This window comes from Jiella marina (genome assembly GCF_024359545.1).
Lineage (GTDB): Bacteria > Pseudomonadota > Alphaproteobacteria > Rhizobiales > Rhizobiaceae > Jiella.
Genome location: NZ_JAKQZG010000001.1, coordinates 349,730 through 367,192, shown reverse-complemented (window position 1 = coordinate 367,192; position 17,463 = coordinate 349,730). Strand labels below are relative to the sequence as shown.

The window sequence follows — 17,463 nt, the reverse complement described above, 5'->3', positions numbered from 1 at the left end:
TCATTTGCGTTATGCTATAACGTATGTCATAGCAAGAGGGTGATGTGAAATTCCCCACGGTTGACTTCATGCGACAACAATCGACGGCAGCGCTGATCGGCATCCGAAGTGCCGGCGTCCGGCGCAGCGGGCGCTGGCTGGTGCGCGGCATCGATCTCGACATCCACCCAGGCGAGATCCTCACGCTGATCGGGCCGAACGGCTCCGGCAAGACGACGACCGCGAAGATGGCGGTCGGCATCATCGAACCCGACGAGGGCAGGGTGGAGCGTTCGCGGAAACTGGTCGTGGGCTATGTGCCGCAGAAGCTCGCGGTCGATCGTTCCCTGCCGCTCAGCGTCGACCGGATGATGACGCTGACGACGCGCGCAGACCGCCGGTCGGTCGACGCCGCCCTGGACCGGGTCGGGATCCGCCACCTGTCGCGGGCGCCGGTCCACGATCTGTCGGGCGGCGAGTTCCAGCGCGCGCTTCTCGCCCGGGCGATCCTGCGCAAGCCGAATCTCCTGGTTCTGGACGAGCCGGTTCAGGGCGTCGACTTTTCGGGCGAGATCGCACTCTACGAGCTGATTTCGGAGCTTCGCGAGTCCGAAGGCTGCGCGATTCTCCTGATCTCCCATGATCTCCATGTGGTGATGGCGAAGACCGACCGCGTCCTGTGTCTCAACGGCCATGTTTGCTGCGAGGGCACCCCGAGTTCGGTTGCCGCATCGCCGGCCTACAAACAGTTGTTCGGGGAACGGGCGGCGGAGTCGCTCGCGGTCTACCGGCACCACCACGATCACACCCATCTGCCCGATGGCCGGATCGCCTATTCCGACGGCTCGACCGCCGAGCATGGTGCGTGTGGTCACGGCCATCACGGCCATGGCGATGATCACCATCACCCCGTCGGCACACAGGACAACGCGCATCGTCATGGGGATCAGGCCGGTCACCGCGAGAGGCAGGACGACCATGCTTGACGACTTCTTTTTTCGCGCCGTCCTCGCCGGTGTTGGTGTGGCCTTGGTCGCCGGGCCGCTCGGCTGTTTCGTCATCTGGCGGCGGATGGCCTATTTCGGCGACACGATGGCGCATTCGGCGCTTCTGGGCATCGCCCTCTCGCTGGCCCTGGAATGGCCGTTGCTTCTTTGCGTCTTCGCGATTGCCGCGGTCATTTCGCTGCTTCTGACCGGGTTGCAGCGCCGGGGCACTCTTTCGACGGATTCGCTGCTCGGCATCCTCTCGCATTCGACGCTCGCGATTGGCCTCGTCCTCCTGGCCTTCATGACCACCGTGCGCGTGGATCTTCTGGGCTATCTGTTCGGCGACATCCTCGCCGTCTCCCGGCTCGACCTGGCCATGATCTGGGTCGGAGGCGCGCTCGTGCTTGCCGGCCTGGCCATGCTGTGGCGACCCTTGCTCGCCGCGACCGTCAACGAGGAACTGGCGGCGGCCGAAGGCCTTTCGCCCGGCCGTGCCCGCCTCGTTTTCATGCTGCTGATGGCGCTGGTGATCGCGATTGCCATGAAGATCATCGGCATCCTGCTGATCACGGCTCTGCTGATCATCCCCGCGGCCACGGCCCGGCGTTTCGCCGCGACACCCGAAATGATGGCCTGTCTGGCCGCGGGCTTCGGTGCCCTGGCTGCCGTCGGGGGGCTATATCTCTCGCTCGGGTTCGACACGCCCTCCGGCCCGTCCATCGTCGTCGCCGCGCTCGGACTCTTCGTCCTCGCGCTGATTCCGTTGCCGAGCTTCCGCAGGAGTGAAGAGACCGCTACCGGCCTGGAGCATCGCTCGTGAGCGCGCCGCACCGACTGACCCGCAATCAGGCCCTCGTTCTCGAGACCCTGACTACGGCCGAGGAACCGCTCAGCGCCTATGTGATTCTCGATCGCCTCAAGGACGAGGGCTTTCGGGCGCCGCTTCAGGTCTATCGGGCGCTCGACAAGCTGCTGGAGGCCGGACTCATCCACCGCCTCGACAGTCTGAAGGCCTTCGTCGCCTGTTCCACGCCCCATGAGCATGATGCAGCGGACCGGGTGGCCTTCGCCATCTGCCAGAAATGCGCGCGGGTCTGGGAGTTCTCCGATCCGGCGATCGAAGGTCGATTTGCCGCCTGGGCCGCCGACACGGACTTCGAAATCGCCAGCGCCACCATCGAGATCTCGGGGCTCTGTGCTGCCTGTCGCAAGGCGGGCGAGGGGGCCGCATGACCCGCCGGACGCGGAGCGAGCTTGCTGCGAGGACCGGCTGGAAAGAAAGCGCGTTCTTTTCTTCAGAATCTCGCGCGACCCGGCTTGCGAGCGGCAGGCACGGTGGCTATAAGCGCGCCGCAGGTCACGGAGTGTAGCGCAGTCTGGTAGCGCACCTCGTTCGGGACGAGGGGGTCGCAGGTTCAAATCCTGCCACTCCGACCAGCACTTCCAATATCGCATCGACTACAGGCCAGACGAGCGCGGAAGCTTGTGCTGGGAGATCAGGGTGGAAGTCCTGCTCCCGCCATGTCATCTGGGCGGCTATCGGGCGGTCAGCCCGTATGCACGGATCTGGCTGAGATAGGCAGTTCTGCCATCGTGTGATTCACGCTCGCCGGGCAAGACGTCGCTGATCTGCTCCCGATTTTGCGAATGGCGCTATATGGTGGGCATCGGATGCGGCACATGCTGAGTCGTCTGCAAGCGCGACATCCGGAAATTGTCCGTGTCTTTCGATTACAGCCAACCGGTAATGCCCACCACCGCGAAATCTCCTGCCATGGCCGACATCTCGATCACCGCGATGGCTGCGCGCGTTGCCGACATCCTCCGGGAGCGCATCGTGCGCGGCCAACTGGCGCCTGGCGACCGGATCGTCGAGCGCCGTCTGTCCGCCGAACTCGAAGTCTCGCGCACGCCGGTGCGAGAGGCATTGAAACTGCTCGAAGCGGATGGGCTGATCGAGATCAACCGCAATCGCGGCGCCCAGGTCACGGGCTATTCCTCCGAAGAAGCACGCAACCTGTTCGATGTGATCGCCGTTCTGGAGGGCCTTGCCGCCCAGCGGCTAGCCGAGACCATCGCGCCGGCGCTGCTTGCACGTTTTGAAGGAATGCACGCGGAAATGAAGACCCATTTCCGGCACCGGGATATCGATCCCTACTTTGACACGAATTCCGCGATCCACGATCTGGTGATCGCGTCTTGCGGCAATCGTCGTCTGGCCGAAAATCACCGGCGGCTGATGCTGAAAGCGCGCCGCGGCCGATTCCTTGCCATCATGAGCGACCAGCGCTGGAAGCAGTCGGTCGAGGAGCACGAGGTGCTGATGGATGCCCTTCGCAACCGGGATGGTGCAGCGGCATTCGAGGCCTGGCGTACCCATCTCGCCCATACCGGCGAAACCGTCTCGCGCGTTCTGGAAGAGCGCTACGGCGCAGATATGCCGCGCGGTTGATCTCGTCTTCCGGCGCGCCTTGCATGCGACCGCAGGTTCTTCGCGACGATCAGTCAGGCGGCGGCGCGGGCCCAGAGCCTGTCAGCGACTGCCTGAGCCGTGGCGATGACTTCCGATGCATCGACGCGGGTCGGGCGCCCATCGCGCAGGAGGCATTCTCCGTCGCAGAAGACCGTGCGCACATTGGCGCCGCTACCGGAATGGACGACGATGCCGAAGCCGTCGATGACGGGGGCTAGGTTCGGTGCATCGGCGTCCAGAACGACCAGGTCCGCCGGGTCGCCCACCTTCAGGGTGCCGGTCGCGCCGTGGCCCTTAAGAGCTTTGGCCCCGGCGGACGTTGCCCAGCCAAAGACTTCCCGCGCATTCAAAGCCAATGACGCCCGTCCCGTCTTTCCAGCTTCACGAGAGCGTGCTGCCGAAAGCGCATAGCGCATCGCCTCGAACATGTCCGCCGACTTGGTGTCGGTGCACAGTGTGATGCGAGCACCGGCATCCCTCAACGCCACGATGGGCGCCGCCGCGCCAAAGGCGGCGTTGCCGATCGGTGCATGGGCGACGGCGATGCCCGCACCGCCGGCCCGCTGGATGTCTTCGTCGGGCAGATAGATGCAGTGGGCCGCGACGAGGTCTTCGTTGAGCAGCCCCGTGTCTTCGAGAAATTCGACGGGGCTCATTCCCTCTCTTTCCCGGATCTGCTCCACCTCCATGACGGACTGCGCCAAATGGGTGTGGACCTGCTTGCCCGTTTTGGCGGCGAGTTCGGCGAATCTCGTCAACATCTCGCGCGAGCAAGTGTCGGGCGCATGGGGCGCGAGGATCGTCGAAATGCGCCCGTTGCCGCGTCCGTCCCAGCTTTCGACCAGATCGAGGGCCGCGGCGAGTGTCGCTTCTCCGAGGGCGGGGTCGTGGACGAAACGGCCCTCGGCGAGGGCCGCCGTATCAGCGTCCATGACGCGCCCGCCGACCTGAGCGCGGACGCCGATCTCTTCGGCGGCGCGAGCCAGGGCCTGCGGCATGCGGTAATAGTCGACGACAGTCGTCGAGCCCGCACACAAGAGTTCAAGGACGCCGAGCCGCGCCAGCGCAAGCGTCTCGTCCTCGGAGAGCCAATGTCCCTGGGGCACGCCCGGCGTATAGGCCGGGGCGAAGCCGCGATCCTCGACCATGCCGCGCACGATGGTGAGCGGCGAGTGATTGTGCGTGTTGACGAAGCCTGGCTGGACAATCCCGCCCCGCGCATCGATCCGCTCCACATCCGGCTCGTCCTTTCGAAGGCTGCCGGCAGGCAGGATGTCCGCGATATGCCCATCGCGAATGACGATGTCGCAACCCGCCCGATATCCGGCTTCCGGACAGATCAGTCGGGCATTGACGATATGGTATGCCAAATACTTGGGCAATTTGCGCTCCCTTTAGGCAAAGCATGATGACCTATTAGTCATTAGACATATGGAATATCTGAGAAATTCGGATCATTTTCGAAACAGGGCTTGCCAGCTTCGAAAAGATTCGTCAAATGGAATGCCATCTGTTCAGTGAAGTTCAACCGGCGGCCAAGCGATCTGAAGGCCCCTTGATCATTCCACGCAATCCGACCTGGACAATGTCTCGATCAAGCTGAGAGGAGATCGACCATGAATCCCATTTCCCGCCGCTCACTACTGAAGGGTACCGGGGCGCTTGCCCTTGGAACTCTCGCGCTTCCGGGCATTGTTCGTGCGCAGTCGAAGGAACTCGTGATCGGTTGTGCGGGGAGCCACACCGCTTGGATGGAACAGATCGTCGCCCCGCATATGCGCGAGACGATCGGGGCCGAAATCCTGTTCGAGGGCACCAAATCCTCGGTCAATCTCGAGAAGATGGCATCCAATCGCAGCAACCCGTATCTCTCCGTCGTCCAGATGGATGATCCGGTGATGATCCAGGCGGTCGAGGAGGAGTTGCTTCGTCCGATGGACCAGTCCGCCGTGCCCAATCTTGCGAATTTGCGTGACGGCACCATCCACATGGACGGCATGTGGGCGAACTATGTTCAGCCCTGGGCGGGAATCGCCTACAACACCAATGCCCGCGAGGGCGTCGATTCCTGGTCGGCCCTGTGGTCGGAAGAGGCCAAGGGCAGGGTCATCATCCCCTCGCTCCAGAACACCGAAGGCATGTGGACGCTCTTCGCCGCAGCGATGCTGGCGACCGGCAAGCCGTTCGCCGAAGCCCAGTACGAGACCGATGCGGCCTTTGCCAAGCTCGAGGAACTGAAGCCGAACGTCCTCACGACCTATTCGATCATGAGCCAGGCCTTCAACCTGCTCGAACAGGGTGAGATCACGATGCTTTCGGGTAATTTCTCCTCCTACACGCTGCCGCGCAAGGCCGAAGGCGTGCCGGTCGATCTCGCTGCGCCTTCCGAGGGCATCTTCGCCATGCCGTCCGGCATTTGCCTGGTAAAGGGCGGCCCCAATCCCGAACTCGCCGAAGCCTATGTCAACGAGATGCTCGGCGCCGATCTGCAGGCGAAGATCGCTGAATTCGCTTCCTCCGTTCCCGCCAATACCAAGGTCGATGCCGGCGCGATCGTGCCATCGGGCGTGCCGATCCACTCGCCCGACTGGTCCTTCGTCACCTCCAATCGGCGCGAATGGATCGAACGTTTCGACAAGCTGATGGCGGGTTGATCCGATGCGCGCCATTGCCCCTTCGAGCGTCGAGAGCGCGGTTCCCTATATGAACGAAGAATCACGCGATGCGCGTTATCTCGAAGTGGTGATGGTGCGCAAATCCTTCCGTGGCACGACGGTCATGGATGAGATGAACTTTCGGATGGCCCGGGGCGAACTCGTCTCGCTCCTTGGGCCATCCGGCTGCGGAAAGACGACGCTTCTGCGCATCATCGCCGGCTTGATGCCGGCGGACGAAGGCGAGATCGTTCTGGGTCCGCGGAACATCACCAATCTGCCGGCCCACAAGCGCAACATCTCGGTGGTCTTCCAGAACTACGCTCTGTTTCCTCATCTGACCGTCGGCGAGAATGTCGGTTTCGGTCTGAAGGCGCGGGGTCACGCAAAGAGCGAAATCGAGAGTCCGGTCCGCGATGCACTGCGCCTGGTGCGGATGGAAAGCTATATGGACAAGCCGATCGCCGGCCTGTCCGGCGGGCAGCAGCAGCGGATCGCCGTGGCCCGGGCCCTTGTCGTCCGGCCGGACCTCCTGCTCCTCGATGAACCCTTTTCGGCTCTCGACCGCAAGCTGCGGGAGACCATGCAGGTCGAGCTCAAATCATTGCTCCGCGACAGCGGCATCACCGCCGTCTTCGTGACCCACGATCAGGAGGAAGCCCTCGGCGTTTCCGACCGCATCGCCGTCATGAATGCAGGGCGGATCGAGCAGTTCGCCGATCCCTCGACACTCTATGCGCGGCCCGCAACGCCCTTCGTCATGGATTTCGTCGGTCTCTCGCTGCGTCTTAACGGGACGGCGACGGAGAAGGCTGATGGCGCCTGCGATGTCGGCACATCGCATGGATCGGTCCGGACGCCCATCGCGCTGCGGAAGGGCGAGGGGGCCGTCATCGGTGTTCGCCCCGAACTCGTCAGGGCTTTTCCATCCGGCGAGGCGCCGGCGCTGGAAGCCGGGCGAAACCGCGTCGAGGTCGTTCTGGAGGACGTCATGGTCCTCGGCTCGAAGACCATGCTCCACGGGCGCTGCGACGAACCGGACAGGCTGGTCTGCGAACTGCCCGGCATCAAGGCTGGCTTCGCGCGAGGGCAGAAGGTGGTCTTCGACTGGGCGATCGAGGACACGCTCGCCTATGGAGCCGCCGCGTGACCGAGCTTCGCCACGCCATATCCGGCACACCGCCCCGGCCGATCCGATCCCCGATCGACAAGATCGCGCTGCTCGCCGCGCCGGGGCTTCTCTACCTTGCGGTGCTCTATGCGATCCCGCTCCTGCTTCTTCTTCTGCAGAGCTTTAGGAGCGAAGACGGGGGGATCACGCTCGATGCCTATACGAGCTTCTTCGCCGAAAGCTACAATCTCGAAGTTCTCCTGCGGACCCTCCGCGTCGCTTTCCTGACGACGCTTCTGTCGCTGGCCATCGCCTATCCGACGGCGATCGCGATGAACCGCGCCAAGGGGGTGTGGCTCACGGTGTTTCTGGTGGCGATGGTGCTGCCCATGTCGCTTGGCGTCGTGGTCAAGGCGTTCGCCTGGTCGATCCTCTTCCGCTCGAATGGGGCTCTCAACCAGACCATGGAATTCATCGGTCTCATCGATGCGCCGATCCGCATGCTCTTCACCGAGACTGCGCTCGTCGTCGGCGCGGCAAACGTCTTCCTGCCCTTCATGGTGCTGCCGATCTACGCGGTCCTGCGCCAGCAGGACGAAGCGCTTCAGCACGCCGCGGCGAGCCTCGGGGCGGGTCCGATATTCCGCTTCTTCAATGTGAGCCTGCCGCTGACACTGCCGGGCATCGTTGCAGGCGCGGCCTTCGTCTTTTCGATGTCGATCTCGATGTATGTGATCCCGAGTCTGATCGTCGGCGAGACGCAGCAGACCCTGCCGATGCTGATCGCGCGCTCCTTCCTTTATCTGCGCAACGAACAGCTCGGTTCGACCATCTCCGCGATCCTCCTCATCATCGCGATCGTCGTCGTTCTTTCTTCGAGTTTTCTGGCGGCGCGACTGGGAGCCAAGGAATGACCCGTACGGATCAGATCTTCTCGAGGCTCTCCTGGGCGATCGGCCTTGCCACCGCCGCCTTTCTGATGCTGCCGATCGTGATCACGGTCGTGGTCTCCTTCTCGGCCTCGCCCGTCTACACGCTGCCGCCGCCGGACTGGTCGCTGCGCTGGTACGAGGCGCTGCAGCGAAAATCCGGGCTCGTCGAGGCGGTCATCCTCTCGCTGAACCTCGCCGTACTCTCCACCGCGATCAGCCTGGCGCTCGGCACGGCAGCCGCGATCGCAGTGGCACGAGGGCAGTTTCCCGGTCGCGCGGGTGTCGGGACCTTCGTCGTCTCCCCGCTGATGATGCCGGGTCTCGTGCTCGGTGTTGCCATGCTGCAGTTCTTCCGCGATATCGGCCTGCGCGATGCCTATTGGAGCCTGCTCCTGGCCCACGTCGTCATCACGCTGCCCTTCGTCATGCGCACGCTTCTCGCCGCCATGGGCAGTTTCGACTTCTCGATGATCGACGCGGCCCGAACCCTCGGCATGAGCTACCCGAAGGCGATCGCCAAGGTGCTGATCCCCAACCTCGCGCCCGCCTACCTGACCGGCGGTCTCTTCGCCTTCCTCGCCTCGATGGACAATTATCCGATCTCGATCTTCCTGACCGACGCGTGGAACAAGACGCTTCCGATCAAGATGCTCCAATATCTCGAGGAACAGCCCGATCCGTCGATCGCGGCCATGTCCACAGGGCTCATTCTTCTGGCGATCGTCGTGCTTGCAATCGGGGCGCGTACGGTCGGGCTGAACCGGATGATCCAGGGATGAGCGAAATCCAGAGTGCGAGGGCGATTGCGGCCGACGTTCAATCGGGCCGCAGCAGTGCGGTCAATATCTCGAAAGTCGCAATCGAACGCGTTCGCGCCCTGCAGCCGAAGCTGAATGCGCTCACCCATTTCGATGCCGAAATGACGCTCGCCGAGGCGAAAGCGGTGGACGCCCAGATCGGCGCGGGCGAGACCCTGCCGCTCGCGGGCGTGCCGATCATCATCAAGGATACGGTCTGGGTCGAGGGACGTCCGATCACGCAGGGCTCTCGGCTCTTCGCCGATGCCGTTCCTGCAAGGGACGCGCGGGCTGTCTACCTCCTGAAATCCGCCGGCGCCGTCATCCTGGGGATCGGCGCTTCTTCGGAATTCGCCTGCAAGGGTGTCACCACCTCGCTGCTTCACGGGACCACTCACCACCCGATGGACCCGGACCTGACGCCCGGCGGCTCGTCGGGCGGCCCGGCCGTCGGCGTTGCCGCGAGCATGGCGCCGCTCGCCCTCGGCACGGACGCGGGCGGATCCAGCCGGCGCCCACCGGCCCATGTGGGTGTCGTCGGCTTCAAGCCCTCGCAGGACGTGATCCCCTACGGTCCAGGTTATCCGGAACCCTTCTGGAACATTGCGGTCCTCGCTCCGATCGCCCGCGACGTCGCCGACACGGCACTGATGTTCGAGCTTCTCTCCTCGGGGCCGACCGCTGCCGCGCTGTTGCCTGCGCCAGAGGATTTGAAGAGCCTGCGGATCGCATTCGCTCCGACGCTCGGCCTCGATGCGAAGATGGACACGTCTTCGATCTCGGCTCTCGCCATGGCTGCGGAGCGCTTCCGCGCCGCGGGTTTCGACATCGCCGACGCCGCGCCTGCCTGGCCGGATGGCGCCGGACCGGGCGACGCGATGCCGCTCCAATGGGCCGGGCTCGCCGCGCTTTATGGCACGAGATGGCAGGCAGCGCCGGACGACTTCGATCCCGACATCGGTACGCAGATCGAGGCAGGCTTGCGGCTTTCCGGCGCCGACGTCGCCAATGCGCTCGAAGCTTCGCGGAAGATGCGCGAGACAATGCGAGCGTTCATGGACGAATACGACCTCGTCCTCAGTGCGACGACGCCCTGCGCGGCGTGGCCTTCGGTGCAGCTTGGTCCCGAGACGATCGGCGGCGCTCCGGCGGCTCCCCGAGATCATGCCGCCTTCACTGCCCAGTTCAATCACGCCGGGCTGCCGGCCATTTCGATACCGTGCGGGGTTTCGGAAACCGGCCTTCCGCTGGGCCTTCAGATCGGCGGGGGCTTTGGCCGCGACCGGACGGTTCTCGGCGCGGCGGCGGCTTTCGAGCACCTTCTCCAGTGATCCCGCTGGGGCGTCCGGCGGTGCATTATTCATGACACAGGTACCATCATGCGACTTCTTCTCGTGAACCCGAACATGTCGACGGCGATGACCGACACGATGGCGGCCATCGCGCGGGAGGTTGCCGGTCCGGCGCACGAGATCGTCGCTCTGACGGCGGATCGCGGCTTTCCCTATATCGCCAGCCGCGCCGAGGCGCAGATCGCTGGCGGCATCGTCCTCGAGATGATCGCCGACAATCTATCCGGGGCGGACGCCGTTATCGTGGCCGCCTTCGGCGATCCCGGGTTGCACGGCGCGCGGGAACTCTTCGAGCTTCCGGTGGTCGGCATGGCCGAGGCGGCGCTGATGAGCGCGGCGATGCTGGGCGAGCGGTTTTCGGTCGTGACCTTTTCCCCCGCGATGCGCCGGTGGTATCTCGACTGCGTGCGCGACAGCGGCCTGAAGGACCGTTGCGCCAGCGTCCGCACGCCGCCCGATCATCCTCGCGACGTCGACGGCGTCCGGAGCGCGCTGCGAGCAAATCTCGTGGCGCTGGCACGCCATGCTGTCGAACGGGACGATGCAGACGTTGTCATTCTGGGGGGTGCGCCGCTGGCAGGGCTCGCAAAGGAGATTGCGGCGGAGGTGCCGGCCGTCGTCATTGACCCGATCACCGCCGCCGTCGCTCAGGCGATGGCGATGACGCTGATCGCACCGCGAGAGGGTTTCGGTCTGCGGCACAGCCAACCGCTTGCGAAATCGTCCGTCGGTCTGCCCCGGCCCCTCGCCGATGTGATCGGCCGGGAGGCGCGCGTCTGACATTGAGCCATGGCCGCGTCGGTACCTCAGCCGAGAGCTTCCGCGCTCTCGCACCGGAGGTGATCGAAGATCCCGCCGGCGGTGGCGAACCAGACGTCTTGGCTGTGCGCTTGGATATGCTCCAGGGCCCGGCTCAGGGCTCTCAGCCGGAAAGGGACGCCGGAGATGAAGGAATGGACGACGATCGACATCACCAGCGGCTGCTCGCTTGAGGCTGCAAACAACTCGTCGAACTCGTCGACGATCATCTGCGAGAACTCCGCAGCCGAGGCGCGGCGTTCGACCATGGTCGTCGAATCGTTCAGTTCGAGCGCATAGGGAATGCTGAGGAGGGGAGATGAGCTGGTCTCGAGCCAGACCGGTCGGTCGTCCATGCGCAGATCGAGCAGATAGCGGTAGCCGCATTCCGCGAGGAGATCGACGGTCGCCTCCGTTTCCGCCAGCCAAGGGCTCGACCAGCCTTTCGGCGGTTGCCCTTCTTCCTTGGCGATCCGGTCGGCGACGGCCTGCAGATAGGCGCGCTCCTGCGTCCGCTCCATGCCGGCCAGCGTGTCGGAATTGGCCAGCCCGTGACCGACGATCTCGGCGCCATGGTCGCGAGCGAAACGCATGAGGTCGGGCGCGGTGTCGTAGACGTCGGTGTTGAGGAGGACCGTCGGCCGGATGCCGAACGCGCCGAGCCGCTCGATCAGCCGAAACGCGCCGACGCGGTTGCCGTAGTCTCGCCAGGATGTGTTGACGTAGTCCGGCTTCGGGGCGCCCGGGAACAAATCCTCGCTCATGCCCTCGCCGAAGGCGTATTCCTCGATCCCGAGCGCGACATAGAGGGCGAGACGCTTGCCACCTGGCCAGGGGCGGGCGGCCGGCGCCGTGATCGGCGAATAGTCGTAACGGGGCCCGGTCATTGCGGGTGCCCGTTCGTCTCGTCAGCCGGGTCGGCGAGAAACCGATAGCGCGGCGACAGCGGCTTGTCCGGCGGCGCGGCGAAGCTCGAACGCTTCGACGTCGCGAGGCCGTTGCGCACCAGGGTCTCGGCCATGCCGACGGCCACCGCCACCCCGTCGATGACGGGCACGCCGAGCTCCTGCGAGAGCGGGGCGGCCAGATGGCCGATCCCGGCGCAGCCGAGCACGATCGCCTCCGCGCCCTCCTTCTCGATCGCTTCGCGACCTTGGGATGCGATCGCGCGGCGCACCGCTTCGTCCTCCTCTTCGCCGTAAAGGACGGGAACGTCGACGGCGCGGATCGGCAGGCATCGACCGGCGAGCCCGAGGCCGAGGGAGGCAACCACCCGGTGGGCGTGGATGCGGGTTCGTGCCGGCAAAGTCACGATCGAGAAGCTCTGGGCCACCATGGCCGCAGCCATCAGCGCCGCTTCGGTCATGCCGACGACCGGAACGCAGGCCACTTCGCGGGCGGCCGACAGGCCGGTGTCGCCGAAGCAGGCGATGACGAAAGCGTCCACGCCCTCCGCCTCGTGGCGCCGAACCTCCTCGACGACGCCGAGGGTTGCCACCGCTTCCTCGAAATGGCTCTCGATGGAGGGGACGCCCTCTTTCGGCTCGCTGGCCGTTACACGGGTCTGCGGAGCAGCGACCGCCGAGCCGGCCAGCCGGTCCGCCTCGGTGAAGGCGGCGGTGGTGTTCGGGTTGATGATGTGGATGTGCATGCCGTCTCGTCCTCGTTGGCTCAACGCCCGACCCAGCGCGTGAAGCCGACGTCGCGCGCGGCGGCCATTTCCACCATCCGGCGGTAATAGGGCAGGACCTCGGCGGCGGAACCGCGCAGGCTCTCGGCCTCCGCCCGCAATTGCGGTTCGAGGGCGCGAAGCTCCTCCAGCAGCGCGCCTTCGTCGATCGTCGTGAGCTGCATGTCGCGCATGACGATCTGGCCGCCGACGATCGTATGGACCACCGAGGAACCGGTCTCGCAGAGGACGAGCTGACGGCGAATGTCGTGCAGCGGGCGGAAGGCGGGGGCATCGAGGTCGAGGATCGCGAGATCGGCGGCAGCGCCCGGTTCGATGCGACCGAGCGGCTCCGCCCGGCGCATCAGCCGATCGCCGCCGTCCCAGACCGCAGACAGGATTTCCTCGGCTTTCGGCCAGGCGTCGAAGTCCGGATTGGCCAGAGCATGGATCATGCCCGCGGTCTTCATCGCGACCCAGAGATTGTGGCTGTCGTCGCTGATCGCTTCGTCGGTTCCAAGGCAGAGCGGGACACCGGCGTTCCGCAGCGCGCGGAACGGCATCACACCGCTGCCGAGCCGCATGTTGCAGACCGGGTTGTGGGCGACGATGGCGCCGGAGCGACCCAAAATGGCGATGTCGTCCTCATCGACCCAGATCGCATGGATGACCTGCATCTGCTCGTCGAGGATCCCGAGTTCGTCGACGTAACGGACCAGCGATTGGCCGTATTTCTCCTCGCCCAGCACACGTTGGAGCTTGGATTCCAGGATGTGGCAGAAGAAGGGGAGATCGTAGCTTCGGGCGAGGTCCGAGAGTGCTTTCAGATAGGCCGGAGTCGCCCGTTGCGGGGCGGAGCAGGAGACGGCTGCCGAGATGCGGCCGTCGCCGGCCTCGTGCCAGGTGTCGATCAGATGATCGTAATGGGCCAGCATGCCGTCGGCGGTTTCCCGCGGCGCGTCCTCCATGCGGCGCTTGATGTCGTCCGGCAGGAGATCGGTGAGGAACGGGTATTTCTCGTATTCCACCACGATCGGCTGATCGAGCCCGATCGTCGCCCGCATGCCGCTCTCGACATAAGCGCCGGCCACCGCATCGATGGCGGAACGGCTGGTCAGCGGAACGAAGAAGACGTCGTCGGCGACGCTGGTGATGCCGAGCTTCAGCATCTCCGCCGCCCCCAGAAGCGTGCGCAGCCGGACCCGCCGGGGATCTTCTTCACCCTCCGTCTGGTGCGGCACCTCGTAGAGCATGAAGACTTCGAGCGGCAGGCCGTCCAGCGTGCCGCGCATGAAGTTTCCGGGCGAGTGGAGATGCGCATTGACCAGACCGGGGATGACGAGTTGCCCGGTCGCGTCGAGGATTTCGCACCCCAAGGCATCAATGTCGGGGCCGACGGCGGCGATGCGGCCATCCCGGATCAGGATATCGCCGGTTTCGGCGGTCGGGGAGGCTGCAGAACGGAGCACGTCGCCGCCGCGGATGACGAGATCCGACATGATGTTTCCTCAAGAATTCAAGTCGCGATGGCGGGAAGAGGCACGGGGCCCGAAGGCCATGGCGATCGGCGATGAAGACTGTTCGGTGAACCTAGCGAGGGGAGAGAGCCAAGGCAATCAACGGTCCGGCTTCGTTGGCAAGGAACCTGACACATGCTATCCGGTCGAGGCCCACCTCTTTGAGCGCAGTCCCATCCAGCGACACCGCGTCGTCCTCGGTTTGCGCGATCCGCGTCCTTCTTCTTTGCTCGACACGACGGGACCAATTCATGCCGGAATCCTCTTTGCCGAAGATCATCGGTGCGCTGCAGCTGCCGCCTTTCGGATATGGCGCTGCGCGGCCGCTCAGCTGGTACGAGGACTTTCTTCTGTCGAACGCCGAGACCTTCGTGAAGAACGGCATTACGGCGATCAAGGTCCAGGACGAAACGCGTGAGCGCGGCAGCGCGAGCCCCCGCACGATCGCCCGCATGGCCTCGCTGGGGCGCAGCCTTCGCCGGGAATTTCCCGAGCTGTTCATGGGCATCATCGTGCAGGCCCACGATGCGATCTCGCCGCTGGCCATCGCCGACGCCGCAGGGGCCGATTTCGTGCGCCTGAAAGTCTTCACCGGAGCCTCGGTAAACAGCGAAGGGATCAAGGACGCTCTCGGCGTCGATGCCACGCGCTATCGGGAGGAGATCGACCGCTCGGACATCCGGATTCTCGCCGATGTGCATGACCGCACTTCCGTGCCGCTCAATCCGGTTCCGCACGACATGGCGGCGAATTGGGCCGAGGGCCTCGGCGCCGACGCGCTCGTCATCACCGGTTCGTCCTTCGAGGATTCGCTTGAGCGGATCGCGGCGGCGCGGCAGGCCGGCGTGAAGCGGCCGATCGTGCTCGGCGGTGGCGTGACGGCCGGGAACGTGCGCGAGGCGTTGTCGGCCGTGGATTCGGTGGTGGTCAGCACGGCCCTCGTTCGCCCCGGCGCTTCGGATGAGGACATGAACCGCTGGGATGCGCGGCGCATTGCCCAATTCGTGGAGGCGGCCGGCTAGTCACCTTCGAACCATCTCGCGCCCGAATACAGATCAGGAGTTTCATCGTCCATGCCATCGACCCGCTTTTCGACCCCGCTTCTGGCGGCTGGTTCCCCCCTCGATCAGCGCGCAAAGGATCTGATCTCCGAGCTCTACGATGCGGAAGAGCGGATGATGAAGGAGCTTCCGACGGACGCGCCGACCGACGAGAAGCGCAAGCGCCGCGTGGAATTCACGATCGAGGAAATCCACGGCCAGCCGGAAGCCATCGCGACGACACTCGAGAGCGAACGGCAGGCGATTGCGGACGCGGCCGCCAAGATCGCGAGCGGCGACTTCGACCGTATCGTCATGACCGGCTGCGGGGATTCACTCGCCGTGCACGTTGCCGTCCGTTCCCTGTTCGAGGAACTGCTCGGCATTCCCTGCGAGCCCATCCAGGCGCTGGATCTCGCCTATTACCAGTACCATGCCATTGGCCCGAAGACGCTCGTCGTCAGCCTCAGTTCGAGCGGTTCGACCACGCGGACGGTGGAAGCGATGCTGATGGCGCGCGCCATGGGCGCCGAAACACTCGCCCTCAGCAACACGGTCGGCTCGCCGATCATGGAGGAATCCACCTTCAAGCTCCGCATCCACGCCGAGCGAAAGGGCTGGCCGACCCAGGCGAGCACGGCGGCGATCGCGCTTCTCGCGCAATTGGCGATCCACATCGCTCGCGGCCGCGGCAAGTCCGAGCGGGCCGACGAACTCCAGGCCGCGCTCGACGCAGCTCCCGAACAGATGGCCGGGGTGACGCGCGAGCACAGCGAAGCAATCGCGGAGATCGCCGAGACCGAGGCCAAAAAGCGCATGTTCCTCTTCGCGGGCGGTGGGCCGACCTTCGCAGCCGCCATGTTCGGCGCCGCGAAGGTGAAGGAGTGCACGGCGGAACACGCGCTCGCCATCCCGATGGAGGAGTATCACCATTACAATTCGCAGAAGCCGGGCGACCCGCTTTTCCTCATCGCGCCAGCCGGCCCGTCCGTGGCGCGGGCGCGGGACACCGCGATGCAGGGCAAAAGCTGGAATGGGCGCGTCTTCAGCGTGGTGACCGGGGACGAGAGCGAACTCGACGCCCATTCCGACGCGGTCCTGCGTTTGCCGGCCGTGCCGGAGGTTCTGTCCGCGCTTTGCTACAGCGTCCCCGTGCAGCTCTTCGCCTACCATTTGGCGAGTGCGCAATTCCGTCTGGCGGAAGCGGCCCATGCCGGCTGAACGTCAGAGCCCGAGGCTCGTCTGCTACGGCAATCTGACAATCGACGACGTGGTGCTGCCGGACGGCTCGGAACGGCCGGGCTGCATCGGCGGCGACGCGCTCTACGCGACCTTGGCCGCGCGCGCTCTCCTGCCCAAAACGGAGATGATCGCACCGGTCGGAAACGACCTTCCGGAAGAGACCACCCGGCGCATGGAAGCAGGCGGGTTGTCGCCGCGGGATCTGCCGGCACGCGATCTGCCGACGCTGCACAATCGCGTCGAATACCGCGCCGACGGATCGCGGCAATGGACGCTGTTTGCCAGCGAGACGGATTTCGAGCGGCTTTCGCCGGTCCCTCGCGACGTTCCGGAGGCATATCTCGCGGCCGACGCCCACATGATCCTCGCCATGGCCCTCTCGGCGCAGGAAGAGCTGGTCGCGTATCTGAGGCGCGAGACCAGGGCCGTCGTGGCGCTGGATCCCCAGGAGGACTACATCGCCGGCAATGAGGATCGCCTGCGCCGGATGATCGCGAGCCTCGACATCTTCATGCCGAGCGAGGAAGAGATCGTTCGCCTGTTCCGCACACGCGACGTTCGCAAGGCCGCCCGCGACATCACGAGCCTCGGGCCCTGGCTCGCCGTGATCAAGCTGGGTGCCGAGGGGTGCTTCGTCTATGATCGCCGCAGCGAGACCGAGTTCGCCCTGCCGGCCTGGCCTGGCGCGAAGGTGATCGACACGACGGGGGCGGGCGACAGTTTCTGCGGCGGTTTCATGGCGTCTCTCGTGCGCGACCCCGATGCGGTCGAGGCTGCCGCCAGAACCGGCGCGGTCACGGCTTCCATCGCCGTCGAAGGCTATGGGGCCGACCGGCTTCTGGAGGCTTCGGCGGACGACTTCCGGACAAGGCTCGACGGCTGGCGCGACGAGCGGGGCAAGGGATGACGG

General features: G+C 65.1%; 17 protein-coding genes and 1 tRNA gene. 14 read left to right on the top strand and 4 right to left on the bottom strand.

Going from position 1 to position 17,463, the window contains the following annotated elements:
• Window positions 1-68: 68 nt before the first annotated feature.
• From MF134_RS01620 to MF134_RS01600, 5 genes are all read left to right on the top strand, one after another.
• Window positions 69-965, top strand: a complete 897-nt coding sequence (locus tag MF134_RS01620; RefSeq protein WP_255337638.1) for an ATP-binding cassette domain-containing protein — start codon at window positions 69-71, stop codon at window positions 963-965.
• Entirely contained in the window at window positions 958-1,788 is an 831-nt protein-coding gene (locus tag MF134_RS01615; RefSeq protein ID WP_255337637.1) for a metal ABC transporter permease, read from the top strand. The genes MF134_RS01620 and MF134_RS01615 overlap by 8 nt, the downstream gene beginning before the upstream one ends.
• A complete protein-coding gene (locus tag MF134_RS01610) occupies window positions 1,785-2,201 on the top strand; it encodes a Fur family transcriptional regulator (protein WP_255337636.1) in 417 nt (138 codons plus the stop codon). Before MF134_RS01615 ends, MF134_RS01610 begins: the two co-directional genes overlap by 4 nt.
• 127 nt (window positions 2,202-2,328) lie before the next feature.
• A tRNA-Pro gene (locus MF134_RS01605) sits at window positions 2,329-2,405 on the top strand.
• Between the two features lie 337 nt (window positions 2,406-2,742).
• Complete coding sequence (locus MF134_RS01600; protein WP_255337635.1) at window positions 2,743-3,420, top strand: GntR family transcriptional regulator; 678 nt, start codon at window positions 2,743-2,745, stop codon at window positions 3,418-3,420.
• A gap of 53 nt (window positions 3,421-3,473) precedes the next feature.
• On the opposite strand, the gene MF134_RS01595 is transcribed toward MF134_RS01600, so the two are convergent.
• Window positions 3,474-4,823 carry an amidohydrolase family protein gene (locus MF134_RS01595; RefSeq protein ID WP_255337634.1) on the bottom strand — a complete coding sequence of 450 codons (1,350 nt, stop codon included), beginning with the start codon at window positions 4,821-4,823 and terminating at the stop codon, window positions 3,474-3,476.
• Window positions 4,824-5,057: 234 nt separating this feature from the next.
• Here MF134_RS01595 and MF134_RS01590 point away from each other — a divergent pair, with 234 nt between their 5' ends.
• The 6 genes from MF134_RS01590 to MF134_RS01565 are packed head-to-tail and all read left to right on the top strand — an operon-like array spanning window position 5,058 to window position 11,067.
• The gene (locus MF134_RS01590; protein WP_255337633.1) at window positions 5,058-6,095 is read left to right on the top strand and encodes an extracellular solute-binding protein; all 1,038 of its coding nucleotides are present in this window, start codon (window positions 5,058-5,060) and stop codon (window positions 6,093-6,095) included.
• A 4-nt stretch (window positions 6,096-6,099) separates the two neighbouring features.
• Complete coding sequence (locus MF134_RS01585) at window positions 6,100-7,245, top strand: ABC transporter ATP-binding protein (RefSeq protein ID WP_255337632.1); 1,146 nt, start codon at window positions 6,100-6,102, stop codon at window positions 7,243-7,245.
• Window positions 7,242-8,120, top strand: coding sequence for an ABC transporter permease (locus MF134_RS01580; RefSeq protein WP_255337631.1), 879 nt, complete (start codon window positions 7,242-7,244; stop codon window positions 8,118-8,120). Before MF134_RS01585 ends, MF134_RS01580 begins: the two co-directional genes overlap by 4 nt.
• On the top strand, window positions 8,117-8,917 hold the full coding sequence (locus MF134_RS01575) for an ABC transporter permease (RefSeq protein WP_255337630.1): 801 nt from the start codon (window positions 8,117-8,119) through the stop codon (window positions 8,915-8,917). Before MF134_RS01580 ends, MF134_RS01575 begins: the two co-directional genes overlap by 4 nt.
• Window positions 8,914-10,266: an amidase gene (locus tag MF134_RS01570; protein WP_255337629.1), complete on the top strand. Its 1,353-nt coding sequence runs from the start codon at window positions 8,914-8,916 to the stop codon at window positions 10,264-10,266. Before MF134_RS01575 ends, MF134_RS01570 begins: the two co-directional genes overlap by 4 nt.
• A gap of 48 nt (window positions 10,267-10,314) precedes the next feature.
• Complete coding sequence (locus MF134_RS01565) at window positions 10,315-11,067, top strand: aspartate/glutamate racemase family protein (RefSeq protein WP_255337628.1); 753 nt, start codon at window positions 10,315-10,317, stop codon at window positions 11,065-11,067.
• 26 nt (window positions 11,068-11,093) lie between these two features.
• On the opposite strand, the gene MF134_RS01560 is transcribed toward MF134_RS01565, so the two are convergent.
• From MF134_RS01560 to MF134_RS01550, 3 genes are read right to left on the bottom strand one after another with little or no spacing between them, the layout of a single operon-like run.
• Complete coding sequence (locus MF134_RS01560; protein WP_255337627.1) at window positions 11,094-11,972, bottom strand: polysaccharide deacetylase family protein; 879 nt, start codon at window positions 11,970-11,972, stop codon at window positions 11,094-11,096.
• Window positions 11,969-12,736, bottom strand: coding sequence for an aspartate/glutamate racemase family protein (locus tag MF134_RS01555; protein WP_255337626.1), 768 nt, complete (start codon window positions 12,734-12,736; stop codon window positions 11,969-11,971). The genes MF134_RS01560 and MF134_RS01555 overlap by 4 nt, the downstream gene beginning before the upstream one ends.
• A 20-nt stretch (window positions 12,737-12,756) precedes the next feature.
• Window positions 12,757-14,253 (bottom strand): amidohydrolase family protein, encoded by a 1,497-nt coding sequence (locus tag MF134_RS01550; protein WP_255337625.1) that lies wholly within the window; start codon window positions 14,251-14,253, stop codon window positions 12,757-12,759.
• A gap of 269 nt (window positions 14,254-14,522) precedes the next feature.
• Here MF134_RS01550 and MF134_RS01545 point away from each other — a divergent pair, with 269 nt between their 5' ends.
• From MF134_RS01545 to MF134_RS01535, 3 genes are read left to right on the top strand one after another with little or no spacing between them, the layout of a single operon-like run.
• Window positions 14,523-15,293, top strand: a complete 771-nt coding sequence (locus MF134_RS01545; RefSeq protein ID WP_255337624.1) for a BtpA/SgcQ family protein — start codon at window positions 14,523-14,525, stop codon at window positions 15,291-15,293.
• A 51-nt stretch (window positions 15,294-15,344) separates the two neighbouring features.
• Window positions 15,345-16,532, top strand: coding sequence for an SIS domain-containing protein (locus MF134_RS01540; protein ID WP_255337623.1), 1,188 nt, complete (start codon window positions 15,345-15,347; stop codon window positions 16,530-16,532).
• A complete protein-coding gene (locus MF134_RS01535) occupies window positions 16,522-17,460 on the top strand; it encodes a carbohydrate kinase family protein (protein ID WP_255337622.1) in 939 nt (312 codons plus the stop codon). Before MF134_RS01540 ends, MF134_RS01535 begins: the two co-directional genes overlap by 11 nt.
• Window positions 17,461-17,463 lie beyond the last annotated feature (3 nt).

What these genes read in the sequence shown, in the direction of transcription:
- MF134_RS01620 (WP_255337638.1), top strand. Translation starts at nt 69, where the DNA reads ATGCGACAACAATCGACGGCAGCGCTGATCGGCATCCGAAGTGCCGGC.
- MF134_RS01570 (WP_255337629.1), top strand. Translation starts at nt 8,914, where the DNA reads ATGAGCGAAATCCAGAGTGCGAGGGCGATTGCGGCCGACGTTCAATCG.
- MF134_RS01590 (WP_255337633.1), top strand. Translation starts at nt 5,058, where the DNA reads ATGAATCCCATTTCCCGCCGCTCACTACTGAAGGGTACCGGGGCGCTT.
- MF134_RS01555 (WP_255337626.1), bottom strand. Translation starts at nt 12,736, where the DNA reads ATGCACATCCACATCATCAACCCGAACACCACCGCCGCCTTCACCGAG.
- MF134_RS01535 (WP_255337622.1), top strand. Translation starts at nt 16,522, where the DNA reads ATGCCGGCTGAACGTCAGAGCCCGAGGCTCGTCTGCTACGGCAATCTG.
- MF134_RS01545 (WP_255337624.1), top strand. Translation starts at nt 14,523, where the DNA reads ATGCCGGAATCCTCTTTGCCGAAGATCATCGGTGCGCTGCAGCTGCCG.
- MF134_RS01600 (WP_255337635.1), top strand. Translation starts at nt 2,743, where the DNA reads ATGGCCGACATCTCGATCACCGCGATGGCTGCGCGCGTTGCCGACATC.
- MF134_RS01585 (WP_255337632.1), top strand. Translation starts at nt 6,100, where the DNA reads ATGCGCGCCATTGCCCCTTCGAGCGTCGAGAGCGCGGTTCCCTATATG.
- MF134_RS01565 (WP_255337628.1), top strand. Translation starts at nt 10,315, where the DNA reads ATGCGACTTCTTCTCGTGAACCCGAACATGTCGACGGCGATGACCGAC.
- MF134_RS01550 (WP_255337625.1), bottom strand. Translation starts at nt 14,253, where the DNA reads ATGTCGGATCTCGTCATCCGCGGCGGCGACGTGCTCCGTTCTGCAGCC.
- MF134_RS01560 (WP_255337627.1), bottom strand. Translation starts at nt 11,972, where the DNA reads ATGACCGGGCCCCGTTACGACTATTCGCCGATCACGGCGCCGGCCGCC.
- MF134_RS01575 (WP_255337630.1), top strand. Translation starts at nt 8,117, where the DNA reads ATGACCCGTACGGATCAGATCTTCTCGAGGCTCTCCTGGGCGATCGGC.
- MF134_RS01615 (WP_255337637.1), top strand. Translation starts at nt 958, where the DNA reads ATGCTTGACGACTTCTTTTTTCGCGCCGTCCTCGCCGGTGTTGGTGTG.
- MF134_RS01540 (WP_255337623.1), top strand. Translation starts at nt 15,345, where the DNA reads ATGCCATCGACCCGCTTTTCGACCCCGCTTCTGGCGGCTGGTTCCCCC.